Genomic DNA, 18,191 nt, shown 5'->3' with positions numbered 1-18,191 from the left:
TGTGGGTGGGCCTGGTCAGTAGGTCTTCTCGATCAGGGTGGTCAGCTCGGCGAGCTCGGCTTCGGTCAGGTCCGACAGCGGGGGCCGGACCGGGCCGCCGTCGCGTCCGACCGCGGTCAGGCCGGCCTTGACGATGGAGACCGCGTATCCCTTGGCCCGGTCCCGGATGTCCAGGTACGGGATCACGAAGTCGTTCAGCATCCGGTAGACCGCCGGCCGGTCCTGGGCGCGGACGGCCGCGTAGAACCGGAGCGCGAACTCGGGCAGGAAGTTGTACAGCGCCGAGGAGTAGGTGCTCACGCCGAGCTGGAGCAGCGGCAGCGCGAACGTCTCGGCCGTCGGCAGCCCGCCGACGTAGATCAACCGGTCGCCGACCCGGGCGTAGGTGCGCGTCATCTGCTCGATGTCGCCGACGCCGTCCTTGAGTCCGATCAGGTTGGGGTTGCGGTCGGCGATCTCGGCCACGGCGGCGTCGGTGAGCACGGCGTTGGCGCGGCTGTAGACGACGACGCCCAGGTCGGTCGCCCGGCACACCGCACCGATGTGCTCGACCAGGCCCTTCTGGCCGGCCTCGGTGAGGTACGGCGGGAACAGCAGCAGGCCGGAGGCGCCGGCGGCCTGGGCGGCCTGCGCCTGGGCGACGGCGACGGCGGTGCCCCCGGTGGCCGGCGCCATGACGGGGACCTTGCCGGCCACCTCGTCGACGGCGACCCGGACGACGCGGTCGATCTCGGCAGAGGTGAGCGAGAACCCCTCGCCCGTGCCGCCCGCGGCGAACAGGCCGGCGACGTCGAAGCTCGCCTGCCAGGCCAGGTGCTCGCGGTACCGGGCCTCGTCGAACTGCAGGTCGGCATCGAAGTGGGTGACCGGGAACGAGAGCAGGCCCGACTTCAGCCGGTCAGCGAGAACGTCCGGGGGCAGCAGCGTCACGGTGATCGTGTCCTTGGGTCCGGGTCCGCGCCGGAGTCAGGCGGCGGCGGAACGGTGGTCGCGATCACGGTAAGAACCGGCAATGATGCATGTCCAAGAGCACTTCCGCATTGAGCGATACCTGCGGGGTATCAGGATCCGTCGGCTCGCCGGTCCAGCACGGCGAGCGCCCGCCACAGCGCGGGGTTCTTCGAGTTCCTCGCCCACAGCAGGTGGAGCTCGACCGGCTCGGGCGTGGGCGTCTCCAGCCGGACGAACCCCACCCCCTCGATCGGCAGCCGCGCGGCGGACGCGGGGACGAACGCGACACCACGGCCGGCCGCCACCAGCCAGAGCATGGTGAGTACCTGGCTCACGGTGTGCACGGTGTTCTCGGCGGCGATCGGCACCACGCCGGCGACCAGGTCGTAGAAGTACTTCGCCTTGGTCGGCGAATGCATGACGACCGGTTCGCCCGCCAGGTCCCCCGCCGTCGCCGGCCGATCCAGCTCCAGCAGCCGGTGACCCACCGGCGCGGCGACGAGCAGCGCCTCCCGGTGCAGTACCCGCGAGCCGAAGGTCTCCTCGTCGAAGGGCGGGCGGGCCAGCCCGAGATCGACCTCCTCCTTGAGCAGGCCGGCGACCTGCTCGCGGGTCACCATCTCGGCCAAGTCGACGTCAACGTCGGGCAGCTCGCGGGTCAGGTCGTTCAGCAGCTCGCCAAGGACCCCGTACGCCGAGGCGGCCGTGAACCCGATCCGGACCATGCCGCTGGCCCCGGACGACACCCGTCTGGCCAGCTCAGGGGCAGTGTCGGCGAGAATGAGCAGCCGGCGGGCCTCGACCAGGAACGCCGCGCCCGCCGCGGTGAGGGTGACCCGCCGGTTGTCCCGCTCCAGCAGTTGGGCACCCACCACCCGTTCCAGCTTTTGAATCTGACGACTCAAGGGGGGCTGTGTCATCTGCAGTCGGGTGGCCGCGCGACCGAAATGCAGCTCGTCGGCTACAGCCACGAAACCGCGAAGTTGCTCCAGCGTGAACGCCATGTCAAGAAGGTATCAATTGATGCTCCATTGGATTTGGACAGGCATGAGGCGAGGTTCCTAGGCTCCGGTCAACACGCGTCCGTGACCCGACTCACAGAGCCCCTGCCCGGAATACACGGCCTCTCGCAGAGGAGAACGACATGACCATCAACCACCGCGTGCGCCGGTGGGCGACGAGCGGCGCCGGGCTGGCCCTGGCCTTCTCGCTCGCCGCCTGCGGCGGCAACGTCGGCGGCGGTTCCGATGCCTCCGGCGACTTCCCGGGTGACAAGCCGATCACGATCCTCGTCGGCCAGGACCCGGGCGGCAGCACCGACCTCATCGCCCGCGCGCTGGCCGACCAGGTCTCCGACGATCTCGGCGTCGCGGTAACCGTGGAGAACAAGCCAGGCGCCAACGGTGGGCTGGCCGCGAAGGAGCTGGCCGGCAAGAAGGCCGACGGGCACACCCTGATGGTCTACAACGGCAGCCTCGCCTACATCACCCCGCTGGCCGTCGCCGACGGCCAAGCGCCCGACATCGCGGACTACGAGATCGTCACCGGCATCAGCCAGGACGACTACGTGCTCGTGACCGCGCCCAAGTCCGGGTTCAAGACCGTCGACGACCTGGCCAAGGCCGGGCGGCCGATCACCTTCGGGACCACCGGTGTCGGCACGGGCAGCCAGCTTTCGCAGGAGCTGCTCTTCGCGCAGGCCGGCATCGACTCCAAGGCGGTTCCGTTCGACGGCGGGTCGCCCACGCTCACCGCGGTCCTCGGCGGCCAGGTGGACGTCGGCTCGATCCAGCTGGGCGAGGCGATCGAGCAGATCGAGGCGGGCAAGCTCACCCCGATCGTGACCTTCGCCGAGAAGCGGCCGACGTACCTGCCCGACACGCCCACCGCGGTGGAGGCGGGCCACGACGTGCCGGTCCAGCAGTCGCGGGCGATCTTCGCCCCGAAGGGAACGCCGAAGGAGGTCGTCGACTCCCTCCGCACGTCGTTCGAGAAGGCGTTCCAGGCCGAGGCGTACAAGAAGTTCAACGAGGACAACCTGCTGACCCCGAACGAGGTCGACGGCGAGGAGCTGCGCAAGCAATGGACCAGCAGCCTGGAGGAGTACCGCAGCGTCCTCCAGAAGCACAACATCAACCTCGGTGGAGCGAAGTGACCTCTGGCAACGACGGGAGGACCCGTACCCCGGGGAGCCCCGGCGGCCGTCCGGCCGCCGGGGCTTCCCGGGGGGCTCGGGAGGCCGGCCCGCCGAGCACCGCGATCGACGTGCCCCTGCCCGGCGAGCCCGGCCCCGAGGAGCTCAGCCTCGAGGAGGCGATCCACCGGGTCGAGGAGGCCGAGCACGAGGGGCGTCCCCCCGCCGCCGGCCAGCTGAGCAATGTCCTCACCGCTGCCGCAGTCGTCGCACTCGGCATCGCCGCGCTCGTCGGCTCCGCCCGCCTCGGACTCGGGACCGCCCGCAGCCCCGAGTCCGGCACCTGGCCGCTGCTGGTCAGCGGCGCGCTGGTCGTGCTGGGCATCGCCCTGCTCGCCACGGCCCGGCGCACGAGGGACGCCGAACGCTTCTCCGGGGCAAGCTGGCTGGTCCTCGCCGGCCTGGCCACCATGGTCGTCTTCGTCGCGGTCATCGAGACGATCGGCTTCGAGATCCCCGCCGCGCTGCTCGCCTTCGTCTGGCTGCGGTTCCTCGGCCGGGAGGGCTGGCGCACCTCGATCGTCACAAGCATCGCCGTGGTGGTCGCCTTCTATCTCGTCTTCGTGGCGGCCCTCGCGGTCCCCATCCCGCACCTCTTCTAGGAGCGTCCGTGGACTTCGCCCCGGTGCTCGACGGCTTCGGCGTCGTTCTGGAACCGACCAACCTGCTCTACTGCCTCATCGGCGTCGTCATCGGCATGCTGATCGGCGTCCTGCCCGGCCTCGGCCCGGCGGCGACCATCGCGATCCTGCTCCCGGTCACCTTCGGCATCGAGCCGGTGACCGCGGTGATCATGCTCGCCGGCATCTTCTACGGGGCCCAGTACGGCGGCACCATCACCTCCGTCCTCCTCCGGCTCCCCGGCGAGGCGTCCTCGGTGGTGACCGTCTTCGACGGCCACGCGCTGGCCCGCCAGGGCCGGGCCGGCACCGCCCTCGGCATCGCCGCCGTCGGCTCCTTCATCGGCGGCACGGTCTCGATCATCGCCCTCACGCTGGTCGCCCCGGTGGTGGCAGGCTTCGCACTGGACTTCGGCCCACCCGAGTACACGGCCCTGGCGCTGCTCGGCATCCTCCTGGTCGCCACGGTGAGCAGCGGCGGACGGCTCAAGGCCGTGATCGCCGCCTGCGTCGGACTGCTGCTGGCCACCGTCGGCCGGGACAGCTTCACCGGCGCCGAGCGGTTCACCTTCGACAACCTGTCGCTCGCCGACGGCCTGGACTTCGTCCCGATCGCCATGGGGCTCTTCGGCCTCGGCGAGATCCTCTACAACCTCGAGGAGCGCCACCGCGCGGTGCAGGCGCCCACCACCGTGGCCAACGTGTGGCCGTCCCGCGCCGACCTGCGCCAGTCGTCGGGGGCCATCGGGCGCGGATCCGTCCTGGGCTTCGTCCTGGGGATCCTGCCCGGCGGCGGTGCCACGCTGTCCTCCCTGGCCGCCTACGCGCTGGAGAAGCGACGGTCCAAGAACCCCGAGCGGTTCGGCAAGGGCGCCGTCGAGGGCGTCGCCGCCCCGGAAACGGCGAACAACGCGGCCGCGACCTCGTCGTTCATCCCGCTACTGACGCTCGGCATCCCGGCCAACGCGACGATGGCGGTCATCTTCGGCGCGCTGCTGATCCAGGGCGTGAGTCCCGGCCCTCAGCTGGTCAGCCAGGAGCCCGAGCTGTTCTGGGGCGTGGTCAACTCGATGTACATCGGCAACATCCTGTTGCTGATCATGAGCATCCCGCTGGTCGGCCTGTTCGTGAAGATCCTGAGGGTACGGGCCACGATCCTCGCGCCCATCACGGTGCTGATCACGCTGGTCGGCGTCTACACGGTGAACAACGACGTCTTCGACATCGTGCTCGTGATCGTCTTCGGTGCCCTCGGGTACCTGATGAAGAAGTTCGGCTTCGACCCCGGCCCGCTGGTGCTGGCCTTCGTGCTGGGCTCACTGTTGGAGGACTCGCTGCGCCGCTCACTGCTGATCTTCGACGGCAACGCGACCGGCTTCTTCACCCGGCCGATCTCCGGGACCCTCCTCGCCCTGTTCCTGCTCGTGGCTCTGCTCCCGCCGATCCGGTCCGCGCTGGCCCGCCGGCCCGCCACGTCCAAACCAGACAACGCTAAGGAGCTCGTGTGACAGTTCTCGTCGCCTACGTCCCCACGCCCGAAGGGAACGCCGCTTTCACGGCGGCCGTCGAGGAGGCCGGACGCCGCCAGGAACGACTGCTGGTCCTCAACACCCCTCGCGAGGGTGCGCCGGTCAGCGCGGACGTCGCGAGCGAAGCGACCGTCGCGGATCTGATCGAGCGTGCGACGGCGGCCGGCGTCGACGTCGAGATCCACCAGGAGGCGCACGCCGGCGACCTCGCCGACGAGGTCGTCCGCGTCGCCAACGCGGTCGACGCCTCGGTGATCGTCGTCGGTCTGCGCCGCCGCTCACCGGTTGGCAAGCTGATCATGGGCAGCGCGGCGCAGCGCATCCTGCTCGACGCCGACCGGCCCGTTCTCGCCGTCAAGCCCTGACATCGGCCATCCCTTCCTCCCTGAAGCAGAGCAACAGGACATCCGTGAACTCTTCAGGCATAACTTGAAAACGACGCCTCATCGGGGCCAGCGGAGACCACCACGCCGCAGCCGCTACACATGCCGTCGGGCCCTCGGACGTACCGGGAGGATTGCCTCGGCCGGTGGCCACGGCTGATCGGGAGGCGGAGCCGGGCATGGCAGGCTCTCGCGCCCACGCGCGATCGGTCACAGGAGAGGCGCGAAGGCCCCGAGTTCACGCAGCGCCATCAGGACATCGGCACGCACGAGCTCCGACGGGCCGGATACCCGCAGCGCCTCGGTGATCTGGCGCATGCGGTAGGTCACCGTGTTTTCGTGCACCTCGAGCGCTGCGGCGGTGGCTCGGGTGGACAGGCCGCACCGCAGGTAGGTCGCCAACGTTTCGATCAGCTGCGGCCGGGCAAGGATCGGGCCGAGCGCGCTGCGAATCACCTGCAGTGAGTCGAGCGGGTTCTCCAGCAGGAGCACGTCGGCCGCGACGGTGGCGAACTCGACGACGGCCGGGCCGGACGGACGCCGGCGCCGGACTTCGAGAGCGGCTACGGCCTCGCGGCACGAGCCGGCGACTTCCCCGAAGCGGGGCCGGGGTAGGCCGACGCCCACGACGAAGGTGTCGTGCTTCGAGCGTTGCATGACGGGGGTGAGGATGTCCGTCAGCCCGGGGACCTCCGGCGTGACGATGACGATGGCGTCTCCGCGCGATCCGACCACTGTCCGGCTGTGCAGCTTCGGTCTGATGGCGTCGAGCACCAGCCGCTGAGCCCGTGCCAGGCGGTGGGGGTCGTCGTCACGGACCACCCGTACGGCCAGTGCCCGTTGCTCCTCCTGAACGGCAACTCCTACCAGCCGTGCCCGGTCCTCGATGGCCCACGGGGTCCAGGGGCTCCGCACCCGGTCAGCCGCGACACGAGGTCGGTGGCGATCTGCTCCAGGTGCGCCGCCACCTCGGTCCGGGTACGCCGGTAGGCCTCCGTCGACGCGGCGGTCAGCGCGTCGATCGCCGTCGCGAGCTGGCGTGCCACGTGGCGATGTTCCTCGGCCGGGAGCGGCGGACCGAGGGTCGCTATCCGGAAGAGGACCTCCCGCTCGGCCTTGTGCCAGGAGGTCACGACGGCCTCGATCGGCACGCCCTGGATCGCGCGCCGCTCCCCCATCTCCGCGGCGGTGGTCAGCTCCTCCTGCTGCGGGGTGCGCCGCTCGGCAACAGCGAGCAGCAGGGCTGTGATGTTCGGGATGATGACGCTTGCCAGGTCGTCCAGCTCCATCCGGTCGTCGTCATAGCCGGGCAACTGACGCCACACGTCGCCGACCAGAGCGCGGGCGATGTCGTCGACCTGGCCGTCTGACGACGGGAGTGCACCCGCTATCGCCAGCCCTCGGTCGGCGAGACGGGCCATCAGGACGGTAATGGTCTTGACGTCGGCGCGACGGAAGAGGTGCGCCGGTACAAGCCGGAGGAAGGCCTCGCGGTCTGTGCCGTCCTTGTTCAAGACGACGAAGACGTGACTCGCGCTGGACCGCCAGAATCGTGCCGAGCCCGGCGGATACCCCAGGCGGCAGCAGCAGTGTCGGCGAGCGGTGGGCTCCAGTCGGCGCTGATTGTCCCATTGAGTCTTGCGATCTCACTCAGGAGTAGCACGAGATCCTGCCTGGGGTGCTACAGATCGGCCAGTGCCCGCTCGGCTTCGACGCGTACCGCCAGCTGATGCTCGTTGTCGGCGTCAACCGTGGCGGCGAGCACGTGGCGCAGCGTCTCCCGGTACGCAATGTCCCATGCGTTTTCCGCGGAGCACGACAGGTCCGGCTTTACGCCAGTGCCTTCCCAATTCGTGCCGGTCACGGGGTTTATCGAGCGGGCGCATGGCACTCGGACGTCGATGTGCGGATTCACCTGGTAGGTGTCCGACGGGTGCGCGCCACCGCGAGTGGTCTCGCCGATCAGCGTCGCCCGACACTGCGCCTGCAGGTTGTAGCAGATCTCCTCACCAGCGGAGAACGTCTGCGCACTGGTCAGCACAAGGACCGGCCGGTCGAGGTAACGCGGAGCGGGAAGGTGAGGCAGTGTCCAGAACTGGCGGATGCGTCGGGTCGTGCCGTCGTAGACGTCGTTGAGGTGCACGGGCTTGTCGGGCAGGAAGTAACTGCAGAACAGGGCCACCGAATCGGGTGTCCCGCCGCTGTTGCGGCGGAGGTCCAAGATCAGCGCGTGCGTATGCGCGACGAGCTGCATCGCAGCCGCGTACGCCGAGGCGGTCCAGGCCGGATCGCCCACGCCGCGCATCTCAATCAGCCCGACGTTACCCGCGAGGCGCTCGACCCTATGGATGCCCTCGGCATTGAGCCGGTACCGCTCCCGCCGTGCCTCCACCTCACCGGCGTCGTCGTCAGCCCGATCCCAGGCGGGACGGCTCCGCTCGTGCCAGATCAGACGCAGGTGACGGTCGGCGCAAACCGATTGAAGATCATCCGTGAGCGTGGCGCACAACTGCGGACCCGAGAGCTCGTCGTACCGACCATCATCGAGATGCCGCCGCACGACGGTCGTCATCTCGGCGGCTCGTTCGGGAAAGACGTAGTGGGCAGTGATCCGGGCCAAGGCCCCAGTAACCGTGTCTGCGTTCCTCATCGGCGGGCAAACTACCGGCCAGCAGCGGGGAGCAACAACGGATTTTGCAGTCGAGTCACGCGCCGAGAGACTCGAGATCCGCTGCACCGGCGCCTACGTCAGCCCCCGCCCGGTCAAACGACCCCTGCCCGGGGCGGCGCCGGGACTGTACAAATAACGGCTGATCGACCGATCAAGGGAGAGACGCCAGATGACGACCGAGATCACCTCAGGGCAGGAGCCGGCCGGCGGGTCGGTGGGTGCGGTCACGGATGAGCAGTTGATCGCGATGCTGGTCGATCGGGCTCGTGGGGACGGGTTGAAGCTCACCGGCGAGGGTGGGCTGCTGCAGCAGCTCACCAAGCGGGTCCTGGAGTCTGCGCTGGACGGCGAGATCACCGACCACGTCGGCTACGACAAGCACGATCGATGCTGCTCACGAATCCTCCCGGCAATCGACGCTCAAGCACGCCGCCGGGGTCTGGAGCAAACGCTTCCCTGAGCCTACTCCGCCACCCGTCCGGCATACCTGAACGGCGCTACCAGACGCCCGGCCGGACGGCGAGTGGGCGGACGAGGGTTCCGGGGGCTCGGCCTGGCGTGGTCATCTGGCAGAGGTCGGCTGGCGGGCGCGTTCCTGTGAGCGTCTGATCTCCGCCTCGGCTTCGGTCCGGCCGGCCCAGATCCCGCGTTCGACGTCGACGCTCTTGCCCGGCTCCAGGTCCTTGTACACGTCGAAGAAGTGTTTGATCTCCAGCTTGTGGAAGTGTTCCAGGTCCGTGATGTCGCCCAGGTGCGCGAGGCGGGGGTCAGCCGTGGGCACGCACAGGACCTTCGGGTCGGGCCCCTTCTCGTCCCGCATGCGGAACATGCCGATGGCCCGGCATCGGATGAGGCAGCCGGGAAAGGTCGGTTCCTGTACCAGCACCAGCGCGTCGAGGGGGTCGGTGTCTTCGCCGAGGGTGTCTTCGATGAAGCCGTAGTCGGCCGGGTACTGAGTCGCGGTGAACAGGGTGCGGTCCAGTCGGATCCGGCCGGTCTGGCGGTCCATCTCGTACTTGTTGCGTGTTCCCTTGGGGATCTCGATGGTGACGTCGAACTCCATGCGGCTGCTCCGCCCTTCGGACCTTCAGTCGGTGACCGGCTATCGGCCTGGTCGGTGATGAACACGCCGATCTCGCTGCCGTGCGAGCGTCGAACACCGACAACAACGCGGCGGGCCAGTAGCTGTAACGGCTGGTTCGGCGGGGGCGAAAGCAGGCATGCGAAAGCGTTCCGCCGCGGTTGGGGACCGCCGGATCCGACCGACCCGGGACCGCTGGGCGGTTAGGTCAGTTCGCCCGGGAGCGAGATGATCAACAAAGGTAGGAGCAGGGCGAGGACCAAGAGCAGCCCCCGGATGCGGCCGGCGCGGCGGCGGCGTGTCCGGTATGCGAGGGACGAGACATCAGCCGGGCATTTCGGCCCGTAAGCCGGGCAAGGTACTGCCTCAGTAGGCGGGACACCTGCATCTGGGACAGGCCGGGATCCGGGTCTGTCTTTCCTGGCCGTAGAAACGCGAGTCGTGAGGGTCCTTACAGCCGTCGGCGGAATCATTGCGCCGCGGCTGGACCGACCGGCACCGGCGCCCGCAGCGGCGCCAGCACCTGGTGCAGCAGCTCGGCCAGGTCCTCCAGCGTGTCGTAGGAGATCGCCCGGTCCCGGTCGGCCCGGGCCGGCCGGAGCGTTCAGGTCCGGGCCGGCGCTGTGGGTTGTCGATCGGGGTGAAGGTGGCCGCCTTCGCTCTCCCAGACGCCTACGTCGTCGCTGTGTCGTGCCAACCGTCGCGAGCGAGGAATGGGCGGTGTGGGCAGGATATCGGCGGCCCGGGTGGTGTTGCCGGGGCGGGAAGCGGCCAGCATGGCGGCCGTCGCCACAGCGTACGCAGTCTCCGGCGGTATCACGGCCAGGTCGATCCGCAGATCCCGCGGGCCTGTGACGATCACCAGCGCGGCCCCGAGGCTGGTGAACCAGCCCACCCGCACCGTGGTGCCGCCGACTCCGATCCGGCAGGGATGCCTGTCCCAGGCCGCCGGCTGCAGCATGATCCGCTCGATCACGCCGCCGCGCTGGGCGGTGAGCGCGATGACCAGGCCGCACAGTTCGACGACCGGGTCGCGTGAGGCTGGCCACCAACCGCCGTCGAGAATCACCCGGCTGGACGGGGAGTCGGCCAGCCGCAGGCGTGCTGTTGGCGGTTCCCGGGTGCAGACCCACGTCATGCGGTCCTCGGCAGAGCGGATCATGAGATCCGTCCCTCCGGTACGCCGGCGCCCGGGTCGGTGCCGGTGGGGTCTGGACGGGTGATGGTGGCGGTGGTGTACGGGGTGCCGTGCCTGCGGGTCAGCAGCCGCAGCTGGATGATGCGCCGCATGGTGGCCTGCATGGTCACCAGCAGCACGCCGAACACCGCGGCGAGCAGCAGCGCCACTCCCACCGGCAGTTGCCCCCGCGCGCCGAAGAAGTGCACGTCCGTACGCTGACCGTTCTGGAGGATGAAGATCAGTAGCAGGAGCAGCACCACGGCGGACGCCGCGAACTCGACCAGCGCACCCCCGGCGCGGACACGCGGCACAGGGCGGCGTCGGTTGTTGATCTCGGGTCCGGACTGACCGTTGGTTGAACGGGCGGGCCTGATGAACCTGGCCATTGTGGACCTCATCTCGACGGTGGTGCGCAAAGTCCGCGAACCGGAGCCGCCGAGGGCCAGAACGACATCCTCAGCCTACTCTTTGCCCGGGCTATTCCGTACGCCCGAGATGTCGGACCTGCCGCTCCGGGCAAACACTCCTGCAGGTGGAACAGCCTGGCCCCCGCTTCCCGACCGGGTCGCTGCGGTAGCCCGTCAGTACCTGGTCAGCGGCCACCTAACAGTGTCGTCAACAGCAACGGCAGGAGCAGGACGGTCACGAGCAGGATCACCCACACCCGACCCGAGCGCCGTTCGACGGCCCGCTTCAACCGTGCGCCCAGCCGCACCGGGATGGATCCCCCTGTGCGGATGACGGAGGACTCAGTCGTGACGGACGGACCAACTGTCATCGAGGTCCTCCCGTGATGGTTTGACGCTCTCCTCCGGGCGACCGGATGCGACCGAGACGGCGGCCCGCCAACTGGGCATTTCGGCCCTAAGCTGGGCCAGGGAACGCTTCAGCAGCCGGGACACGTGCATTTGCGATATTCCGACTTCGGTGGCGATCCGCGCCTGGGTCATGTGGCGGTAGAACGACATGGTGAGAATCCGACGCTCACGCGAGGGAAGTGCGGCGAGTAACGGCAGTAGTGTCAGGTGATCGTCCACGCCCGCGTAGCCGGGATCGACGGCGCCGATGAGTTCGATGGCCTCGACGTCGCCGGCACCGCGGTGGGGCGCGTTCAGGGACGCCAAGCGGTAGGCCTGCGATGCGGTGAGGACGGCCAGGACCTCGTCGACGCTCACTTCCAGGTGGTCGGCGAGTTCCGCGGTGGTCGGGTGGTGGCGCTGCCGCTGCGTGAGTTCGCCCGTGGCGGCTCGCACCATGCTGTTCAGCTCCTGGGCTCGGCGCGGTACCCGCATCGCCCATGTCGTGTCGCGGAAGTGCCTGCGGAGGGCGCCGAGGATGGTCGGGACCGCGTAGCCGGAGAACGGCACACCTCGGCTGACGTCGAAGCCATCGACGGCCTTAACCAGGGCGAGAGCCGCGACCTGCGCCAGGTCGTCGTAGGGCTCTCCGCGTCCGGTGTATCGGCGAGCCAGTCGGCTGGCCATCGGCAGGTCAGCCTCGATGATCCGGGCCCGGAGCCTCGCGTGCTCGGGATGGTCGCAGGTCAGCGCGGCAAGTCGACGGAACAGCTGTTCGCGGGTCGCCGACAGCTCACTCGGCGGCGGGAGGGGGGAAAAGGTGCTCGCGGTCGTGCTGGGGATGACCATTGTTGAACGCCCCTCACGGGCTGGCGGCGGCGAGACTGACGGCCACCGGGGGCCCGGGCGACACCATCACCGTACGCCCTATCGCCCCGGCGAGCATCGCGTAATTTGTCCGGCGGGACCCGACCAGCGGAAGAAGCCGCTCCAACGGCATCGGCCTGAGCCAACGGTCAGCCGAGTTGCCTGGCTGCCGCCCCCGGTGTGAGCTGCTCGGAACCGTCGACGATCGCCTGAGCCAGGTCGGACAGCCGTCGGTTGTGCCTGCGGGCGCCGTCGCGCAGCAGCGCGAAGGCCTCGCCCACGTCGACGTGGAGGCGCTCGGCGAGCACACCCTTGGCCTGCTCGATCAGGACGCGGCTGTTGAGTGCGGTCTGCAGTTGTTCGGTGAGGATGTCGCGGCGGTGGATGGCGCGTTGCTGGAGCAGGCCGATGGTGGCCACGTCGGCCAGGGTCTGGCCGATGCGGAGTTTGCCTTCGTCGAGTGCGCCCGGGTGGGTGTCGAAGAGGTTCAGCGCGCCGATGACCTCGGAGCGTAGGCGCATGGGTAGGGCGTGTACCGCGGCGAAACCGACCTCGGCCGCGGCGGCGGTGAACCGCGGCCACCGGCCGGCGGCGGGCAGGTCGACCACCGACACCGGCCGGCCGGTGCGGAAGCAGTCCAAACACGGCCCCTGGGCGGTCTGCAGCTGGAACAGCTCCAGCAGCCGCGTGCGTTCGGAGGAGGCGGCCACCACCTGCAGGGTGTCCTGCTGGTCGGTCAGCAGCAGCCCGGCCGCCGAGACGCCCAGCAGCTGGACACACCGCTCGGTGAGCACGTGCAGGAACTCGATCACGTCGAAGTCGTCGACGAGTGTGTCGGCCATTTCCACGAACACGTCGGACAACTGGATCTCGGCCATGTCACTCACCCTCGTCGTACGATAGTCCCGCCGGCTCTCCGGCGGTACGGGGCCGTGGTCGGCGCCGCCGCCCCTCGACGACCGGGTTCCGTCTCTCACCCGGTCCCGCCGTCGCACGCGTCGTCGGTGGAGTCGAAACGCAGCCGGCGGGCAACCACGTCACCTGCCACATCCCGCAGCCGCCGGCCGTGGGAGTAGGCGAAGGCGCGTAACCGGATGAGGGCCACCGCCGCGGTCACCCCCAGCTGGACCGTGATCATCCCGGTGGCCTGGTGCACCTCGGGATGCTGCAGACCGGCCTGCTCCGGCCAACCCTCGTCCTGGGCCGACCGGTGGCGCCACCCGCCGTCCAGCAGTACCGCGCATGCCGTGTCCGCCAACACCAGCGCGTCGGCCAACTGCTCGCCGTCGAGGCCGCCGGCCCGCGCGCGGTAGAGGTCCAGCACGCCGAGACGGATCCCGCCGACCTGGAGCGGCAGCGCGAACACCGCGTGGACCCCGGCGAGCACCGCCGCCGGAGCGAACGCCGGCCAGCGGGCCAGACACTCCGGCGCCGCCAGATCGGCGACCAGATCGGGACCGCCGGAGCTGGCGTCCACGCACGGACCCTCACCGAGGGTCAGGGTCAGCTCCTCCAGATCCGAGGCGGTCCGGTGACTGGCGCACAGCACCTCGCGCGGGGTGGCGCGCAGCGTCACCGCGACGGCCGCGGAGTCGACCCCGGTGGCCGAGACCGACGCGGCGCAGACGTGGTCGACCGCGACCGTCCCACCGCGGGCCACGTCGACGACCAGGGTCCACAGCCGGGTCCTGCGTGCGGACTTCATCGATCCGCCGCACCGGCGGCGGTCCCGCCACCGCGATTCGAGCCGGGAAGCCGCTGCGCGCTCACCGGGGAGACAACTCGGAAGCGGAGACGCGTGGCCCTGGTTCGCTCGTCCACAGCTGGCTCCGACCCGATCGTCCTCAGCGGACATCCGCCCTGCGGCCACCGGGATCCGGGGCGACGCTCACACCGTACTCCTGAGCGGCGCCCCTGCGCGGTCTGTCACCCGTCGGCGTGGACCGCGAAGGCGGTAGCCGATGATCGCCGGCAGGCACGCAGAAGCGTACGATGATAGTTGTCGCTCGGGACCCCGGTGGCTGACAGTTCGCCGCCGGCGGACGCACCCCACCGATCGAGGTCCCCCGTGTTGGCCGCCCGACGCGCGACATCAACTGGTCACGTCGCCGGCCTCCTCGTGCGCCCCCTGGGCCCGGCCCATCCCGTCGCACCGGCGTTCCGGACTCGGACACCGCGTCACACGCCCGCCATCGCCCATGCCTGCGCTGGCTCCCCACGGCAAGTCAGGCATGTCAACTGCTCCTTGGAAGGCGGCGGTTTGTGATGACCGCACCGCAGAACCATCTTGATCCGGCTCCCCCGATCAACGGCCACGACGGCACCGACACCGCTTCCCGCCCCACGCCGGACCGACCGGCGACGACACGCTCGCGGATCGGCGGCCTGTGGGTCGCCGCAGTGGTGTTCGCGTTCGTGCTCCTGCTGCTCCTGATCTTCGTACTGCAGAACGGCCAGCGTGCCGAGGTGTCGTTCCTCGGCGCGCACGGACACCTGCCCATGGGCGTGGCCCTGCTGCTGGCCGCGGTCTTCGGGATCCTGCTCGTCGCCCTCCCCGGCACCGCCCGCATCGTGCAACTCCGGATGCTCCAACGCCGTCCCGCCGGAAACCCCGACGCCCGACCCAGGCCCGGTCCGCTCTCCCCGACGGTGACCGGCACCGCCCGCGTTACGCCGCCGCGTACGTACCGCCAGGACAGGTGAGCCATGCCCACCACCGTGATCCCCCCGTCGCCGCCCTCCCGGCCCAGACTGTCCCTCGCTCCCACCAGGGGCCGGACGGTCCTGGACGGCGGATGGTGGCCCCGTTCCTGGGACCCGGTGGCCGAACTCCCCGGCCTCGTCCTCGCCCTGACCGAACGGCATGGCCGGATCCGGCACATCATGCTCAACATCCACACCTGGGACAGCCGGATCCGCCGGTTGGCGGTCGGACCGGACGTGGTCCGGATCGGCTGGTTCAACACCCTCGACCCCGCCCTGCTGGTCGCCACCACCGGCCGCGACGACCAGGTCGACCTGCTCGTCGTGCCACCCGGCACGACACCCACGGCGGCCGAGCGGGCCATGGCCACCGCCGCCGATCTGGCCAACCTCAGCATCATCGACAAACCCACGGAAGGACCGTGGGGTGTGAAGGTCGAACGTGTCGAGGTCAAGGACGTCGCTCTGCCCGAATCCATGAAGCGGTCCATGTCCCGCCAGGCGGAGGCCGAACGCGAACGCCGCGCCCGGGTCATCGCCGCGGACGGCGAATATCAGGCTGTTGCCGCGTTGGCTCGTGGGGACCGGCCGGTCCTACTTCAGCCAGGCGGTGCGTCGTACCAACGGGATCTGGGCCCAGATGGCGCCCAGGCCGAGGGTGCTGCCGGCGCCCAGCAGGGCCAGGACGATCAGCACGGCGGCATAGATGAGGTGGTCGTCCATGAACGGATTGCTGGCCGGCGGGAGGAGCGCGGTCCACATCATGAAGGTCAGCAGCGCGCCGCCACCGGCTGCCAGCCGCATCGCGACACCCAGGATCAACGCCCCGCCGATGGCGAGCAGAGCGCCCATGAACAGCAGGTCGATCAGGCCGGCACCGGCGATCGAGTGGTAGAAGCCCATGAACGGGCCCTTGGCGGCGGAACCCAGGAACCCCTCCGTCGGGCTACCACCGTTGACCCAGGACTTCGCGGCGGTCGTCTCGTGCCCCAGGCCGAACATCTTGTCCAGGAACGCCCACAGGAAGATCCAGCCCAACGCGAGCCGGATGCCCGCGAGCAGATACCGGACCGCCGCGCTCAGGTGTGGGCCGACCTCGACCCTGGGGGCCGGCGCCGATGCACGGCCACCGTCGGTGGTGGTACCGATCGGCCTGACCTGCTCCCTAGCGGGGTGGTGCCCGGTAACGTCCGGCACCAGCGGCGCCAGCCCGGCGCTCGGCACGGTAGTGCGTACGGTGCTGTTGTGGTCCTTGGCGATGTAGGCCATCGCGCTCACGATCCTTCGATGCTCGTCGAGCAGTCCCACGACGGGAACGGCCGTGGGTGGGGTCACGTGGTCGGGCCGGCGAATCGGTGCCACAACCGGTCGGCCGGCCCCCGCGCAGCGCGGTGCGACAGCAACGGGATCTGGTCGGCTCGCGGGGCGGATCGACGGCGGCGGGCGGTCAGCCACCGGGGGCCCGAGCAACACCCTCACCATACGCGCCGTCAGCGGGAAAGGCTTCGCATTGACCGGGGCGAATCAGCCGGGCTGGTGGGGAAGCGGGTTCGACCCGATGATCGCCGCCGGCGGTGTGGGAGCGTAGGCTGCGGGTGTCGCTCGGGACCCCGGTGGCTGACTGTCCACCACCGGTCCTGGTTGAGGCCCCGATGACGGCCCGATCCCCGTTCTGGGAAGCAATCGCGGCGCTACGTCGCGGACCACTCCTGCCGCCGGCCTCGCCGGTCGCGATGAACCGATGCCGCCAACCGCTGGGCCTCGGGCCGCGCCCGTCATCAGCCGAGCGAGGTGCGTGACCGGCATCGCCAGACGACATAGAGATCCACGAAGGGATGCTGTCGTGCCGACGCAGACTCAGCCGACCGACGCTCGGGCCGTGATCCAGGCGCTGGTCGGAGCAGCAACCGTGGCGGGCTACGCGCCGTCGATCCACAACACTCAGCCATGGCGGTGGAGGGTGGGCGGGACCCGGTTGGACCTCTTCGCCGATCGCGCCCGGGCGCTCGCCGTCACGGACCCTGGCAGCCGGCTCGCGACGCTGAGCTGCGGGGCAGCTCTGCAGCACGCCCGGATCGCCCTGGCGGCCCAGGGCTGGCGCGCCATCGTGACCCGGATGCCGGATCCGACCGACCCCGACCATCTCGCGCAGCTACGCGTCGTCGGGCGGGCGCCGGTCGAGCTGCGGGCGGTCCGCCGTACGCACACCATCCGGCTGCGCCACACCGATCGCCGTCCCGTCACCGGCCCGGCGGTCGGACCCGACGACCTGCGCGGCATCACCGCCGCGGTGCAGGCCGAAGGAGCGTGGCTGCACATCCTGCGACCGGACCAGGTGCTGGACCTCGCCGCCGCAGCCAGCCACGCCCATCAGGCGGAGACCGCCGATCCGGCGTGGCGGGCGGAGCTGGCGTACTGGATTGGTGGCACCCGACCAGGTGGCGTCGGTGTTCCCGACGACGCGATCCCCCTCCGTGCTCCGCAGACGACCGTGCCCGGCCGCGACTTCGGCCCCCACGGCGACCTACCCCTGAGCGCCGAGCACGACCGCAATGCCAGGTACGCGGTGCTCTACGGTCCCAGTGACCAGCCAGGGGACTGGCTGCGCGCGGGCGAGGCCCTGTCGTCGGCCTGGCTCACCGCGGTCGAGCTCGGGGTGTCCGTCCTGCCGCTCAGCGCCGCCGTCGAGATGGCCGGCACCCGCCAGTCGGTGCGGCGGCTGGTGGCCAACCTCGGTCATCCGTACCTGGTTATGCGTCTGGGGATGCTCGACGCCGACGCCGCGGGGCCGCCGCACGCGCCGCGACTGCCCGCCCAGCAGCGCATCGACCGGCCGCCGCCGAAGGCATTCCGTCCCGGCCCGGCTGAAGTCGACAGGCCCTCCGGCCCGAAGGGTGGCGGCCGACATGACCCCGCATCACCACCCGACACCCCGCTAACCAATACCGGCCCGATCACCGTACGTCCGGACAACGCCTGTGAGTTCCCGCCGCTTTGATGGAGCGGTGGTTACCTGCTGCCGGTTGGTGCAGGGGTGGCGATAGCTGGCTCGCTCTGGCGGGCCGCGTTCGGCGACGGCGGCGTCGCGGGTGTTGAAGCCAGTGCGACGGAGCTGGCGGCGCTTGCCGTGCTGACACCCTGACCCGAAAATCGGTGAAGGAGTGGGCAGGTGGCAGCACCCGGCGGAGCGTCAGCGGAGCCGGGTGCGGGCGGCT

General features: G+C 70.1%; 18 protein-coding genes and 3 pseudogenes. 9 read left to right on the top strand and 12 right to left on the bottom strand.

Annotation, left to right across the window (positions count from 1 at the left end; translation table 11 throughout):
• Positions 1–15: 15 nt before the first annotated feature.
• Entirely contained in the window at positions 16–930 is a 915-nt protein-coding gene (gene kdgD / locus ACVCAH_RS29830) for a 5-dehydro-4-deoxyglucarate dehydratase (RefSeq protein ID WP_447139561.1), read from the bottom strand.
• 131 nt (positions 931–1,061) lie between these two features.
• A complete protein-coding gene (locus tag ACVCAH_RS29825; protein WP_447139560.1) occupies positions 1,062–1,955 on the bottom strand; it encodes a LysR family transcriptional regulator in 894 nt (297 codons plus the stop codon).
• Between the two features lie 140 nt (positions 1,956–2,095).
• Here ACVCAH_RS29825 and ACVCAH_RS29820 point away from each other — a divergent pair, with 140 nt between their 5' ends.
• From ACVCAH_RS29820 to ACVCAH_RS29805, 4 genes are all read left to right on the top strand, one after another.
• Positions 2,096–3,106, top strand: a complete 1,011-nt coding sequence (locus ACVCAH_RS29820) for a Bug family tripartite tricarboxylate transporter substrate binding protein (protein ID WP_447139559.1) — start codon at positions 2,096–2,098, stop codon at positions 3,104–3,106.
• A gap of 110 nt (positions 3,107–3,216) precedes the next feature.
• Positions 3,217–3,747 carry a tripartite tricarboxylate transporter TctB family protein gene (locus tag ACVCAH_RS29815; RefSeq protein WP_447139558.1) on the top strand — a complete coding sequence of 177 codons (531 nt, stop codon included), beginning with the start codon at positions 3,217–3,219 and terminating at the stop codon, positions 3,745–3,747.
• An 8-nt stretch (positions 3,748–3,755) separates the two neighbouring features.
• On the top strand, positions 3,756–5,273 hold the full coding sequence (locus ACVCAH_RS29810; RefSeq protein ID WP_447139557.1) for a tripartite tricarboxylate transporter permease: 1,518 nt from the start codon (positions 3,756–3,758) through the stop codon (positions 5,271–5,273).
• Positions 5,270–5,659 carry a universal stress protein gene (locus tag ACVCAH_RS29805; protein ID WP_447139556.1) on the top strand — a complete coding sequence of 130 codons (390 nt, stop codon included), beginning with the start codon at positions 5,270–5,272 and terminating at the stop codon, positions 5,657–5,659. The genes ACVCAH_RS29810 and ACVCAH_RS29805 overlap by 4 nt, the downstream gene beginning before the upstream one ends.
• Before the next feature lie 228 nt (positions 5,660–5,887).
• Here the strand turns inward: ACVCAH_RS29805 and ACVCAH_RS29800 are convergent, their stop codons facing one another.
• The 3 genes from ACVCAH_RS29800 to ACVCAH_RS29790 form a co-directional block, all read right to left on the bottom strand.
• The gene (locus tag ACVCAH_RS29800) at positions 5,888–6,592 is read right to left on the bottom strand and encodes a PucR family transcriptional regulator (protein ID WP_447139555.1); all 705 of its coding nucleotides are present in this window, start codon (positions 6,590–6,592) and stop codon (positions 5,888–5,890) included.
• Positions 6,541–7,098 carry a hypothetical protein gene (locus tag ACVCAH_RS29795; RefSeq protein WP_447139554.1) on the bottom strand — a complete coding sequence of 186 codons (558 nt, stop codon included), beginning with the start codon at positions 7,096–7,098 and terminating at the stop codon, positions 6,541–6,543. Before ACVCAH_RS29795 ends, ACVCAH_RS29800 begins: the two co-directional genes overlap by 52 nt.
• A 260-nt stretch (positions 7,099–7,358) precedes the next feature.
• Positions 7,359–8,249 carry a S41 family peptidase gene (locus ACVCAH_RS29790; protein ID WP_447139553.1) on the bottom strand — a complete coding sequence of 297 codons (891 nt, stop codon included), beginning with the start codon at positions 8,247–8,249 and terminating at the stop codon, positions 7,359–7,361.
• 346 nt (positions 8,250–8,595) lie between these two features.
• On the opposite strand from ACVCAH_RS29790, the pseudogene ACVCAH_RS29785 reads away from it, so the two are divergent.
• Positions 8,596–8,733 (top strand): annotated as a pseudogene (locus tag ACVCAH_RS29785) (IS256 family transposase); the annotation flags it as partial.
• Positions 8,734–8,910: 177 nt separating this feature from the next.
• Here ACVCAH_RS29785 and ACVCAH_RS29780 read toward each other — a convergent pair.
• The 6 genes from ACVCAH_RS29780 to ACVCAH_RS29755 form a co-directional block, all read right to left on the bottom strand.
• Positions 8,911–9,411: an inorganic diphosphatase gene (locus ACVCAH_RS29780; protein ID WP_447139552.1), complete on the bottom strand. Its 501-nt coding sequence runs from the start codon at positions 9,409–9,411 to the stop codon at positions 8,911–8,913.
• 622 nt (positions 9,412–10,033) lie between these two features.
• Positions 10,034–10,567 carry a DUF5994 family protein gene (locus ACVCAH_RS29775; protein ID WP_447139587.1) on the bottom strand — a complete coding sequence of 178 codons (534 nt, stop codon included), beginning with the start codon at positions 10,565–10,567 and terminating at the stop codon, positions 10,034–10,036.
• A gap of 20 nt (positions 10,568–10,587) precedes the next feature.
• On the bottom strand, positions 10,588–10,920 hold the full coding sequence (locus tag ACVCAH_RS29770) for a lipopolysaccharide assembly protein LapA domain-containing protein (protein WP_447139551.1): 333 nt from the start codon (positions 10,918–10,920) through the stop codon (positions 10,588–10,590).
• Between the two features lie 438 nt (positions 10,921–11,358).
• On the bottom strand, positions 11,359–12,255 hold the full coding sequence (locus ACVCAH_RS29765) for a SigB/SigF/SigG family RNA polymerase sigma factor (protein WP_447139550.1): 897 nt from the start codon (positions 12,253–12,255) through the stop codon (positions 11,359–11,361).
• 167 nt (positions 12,256–12,422) lie between these two features.
• A complete protein-coding gene (locus tag ACVCAH_RS29760; RefSeq protein WP_447139586.1) occupies positions 12,423–13,151 on the bottom strand; it encodes a GAF and ANTAR domain-containing protein in 729 nt (242 codons plus the stop codon).
• 95 nt (positions 13,152–13,246) lie between these two features.
• Positions 13,247–13,978: a GAF and ANTAR domain-containing protein gene (locus ACVCAH_RS29755; RefSeq protein WP_447139549.1), complete on the bottom strand. Its 732-nt coding sequence runs from the start codon at positions 13,976–13,978 to the stop codon at positions 13,247–13,249.
• A gap of 560 nt (positions 13,979–14,538) precedes the next feature.
• On the opposite strand from ACVCAH_RS29755, the gene ACVCAH_RS29750 reads away from it, so the two are divergent.
• The 3 genes and pseudogenes from ACVCAH_RS29750 to ACVCAH_RS29740 form a co-directional block, all read left to right on the top strand.
• Positions 14,539–14,976, top strand: a complete 438-nt coding sequence (locus ACVCAH_RS29750) for a LapA family protein (RefSeq protein ID WP_447139548.1) — start codon at positions 14,539–14,541, stop codon at positions 14,974–14,976.
• A 3-nt stretch (positions 14,977–14,979) separates the two neighbouring features.
• Positions 14,980–15,339 (top strand): annotated as a pseudogene (locus ACVCAH_RS29745) (DUF5994 family protein); the annotation flags it as partial.
• Positions 15,340–15,369: 30 nt separating this feature from the next.
• Positions 15,370–15,585: pseudogene (locus ACVCAH_RS29740) on the top strand (SPFH domain-containing protein); the annotation flags it as partial.
• Here the strand turns inward: ACVCAH_RS29740 and ACVCAH_RS29735 are convergent.
• A complete protein-coding gene (locus ACVCAH_RS29735; protein WP_447139547.1) occupies positions 15,571–16,254 on the bottom strand; it encodes a hypothetical protein in 684 nt (227 codons plus the stop codon). The pseudogene ACVCAH_RS29740 and the gene ACVCAH_RS29735 overlap by 15 nt on opposite strands.
• A gap of 517 nt (positions 16,255–16,771) precedes the next feature.
• On the opposite strand from ACVCAH_RS29735, the gene ACVCAH_RS29730 reads away from it, so the two are divergent.
• Positions 16,772–17,974 carry an Acg family FMN-binding oxidoreductase gene (locus tag ACVCAH_RS29730; protein ID WP_447139546.1) on the top strand — a complete coding sequence of 401 codons (1,203 nt, stop codon included), beginning with the start codon at positions 16,772–16,774 and terminating at the stop codon, positions 17,972–17,974.
• Positions 17,975–18,191 lie beyond the last annotated feature (217 nt).

It is taken from the genome of Micromonospora sp. LZ34, from assembly GCF_052981855.1.
Note: the sequence above shows the minus strand (reverse complement) of the source record. Positions and strands in the feature narration are given on the sequence as shown.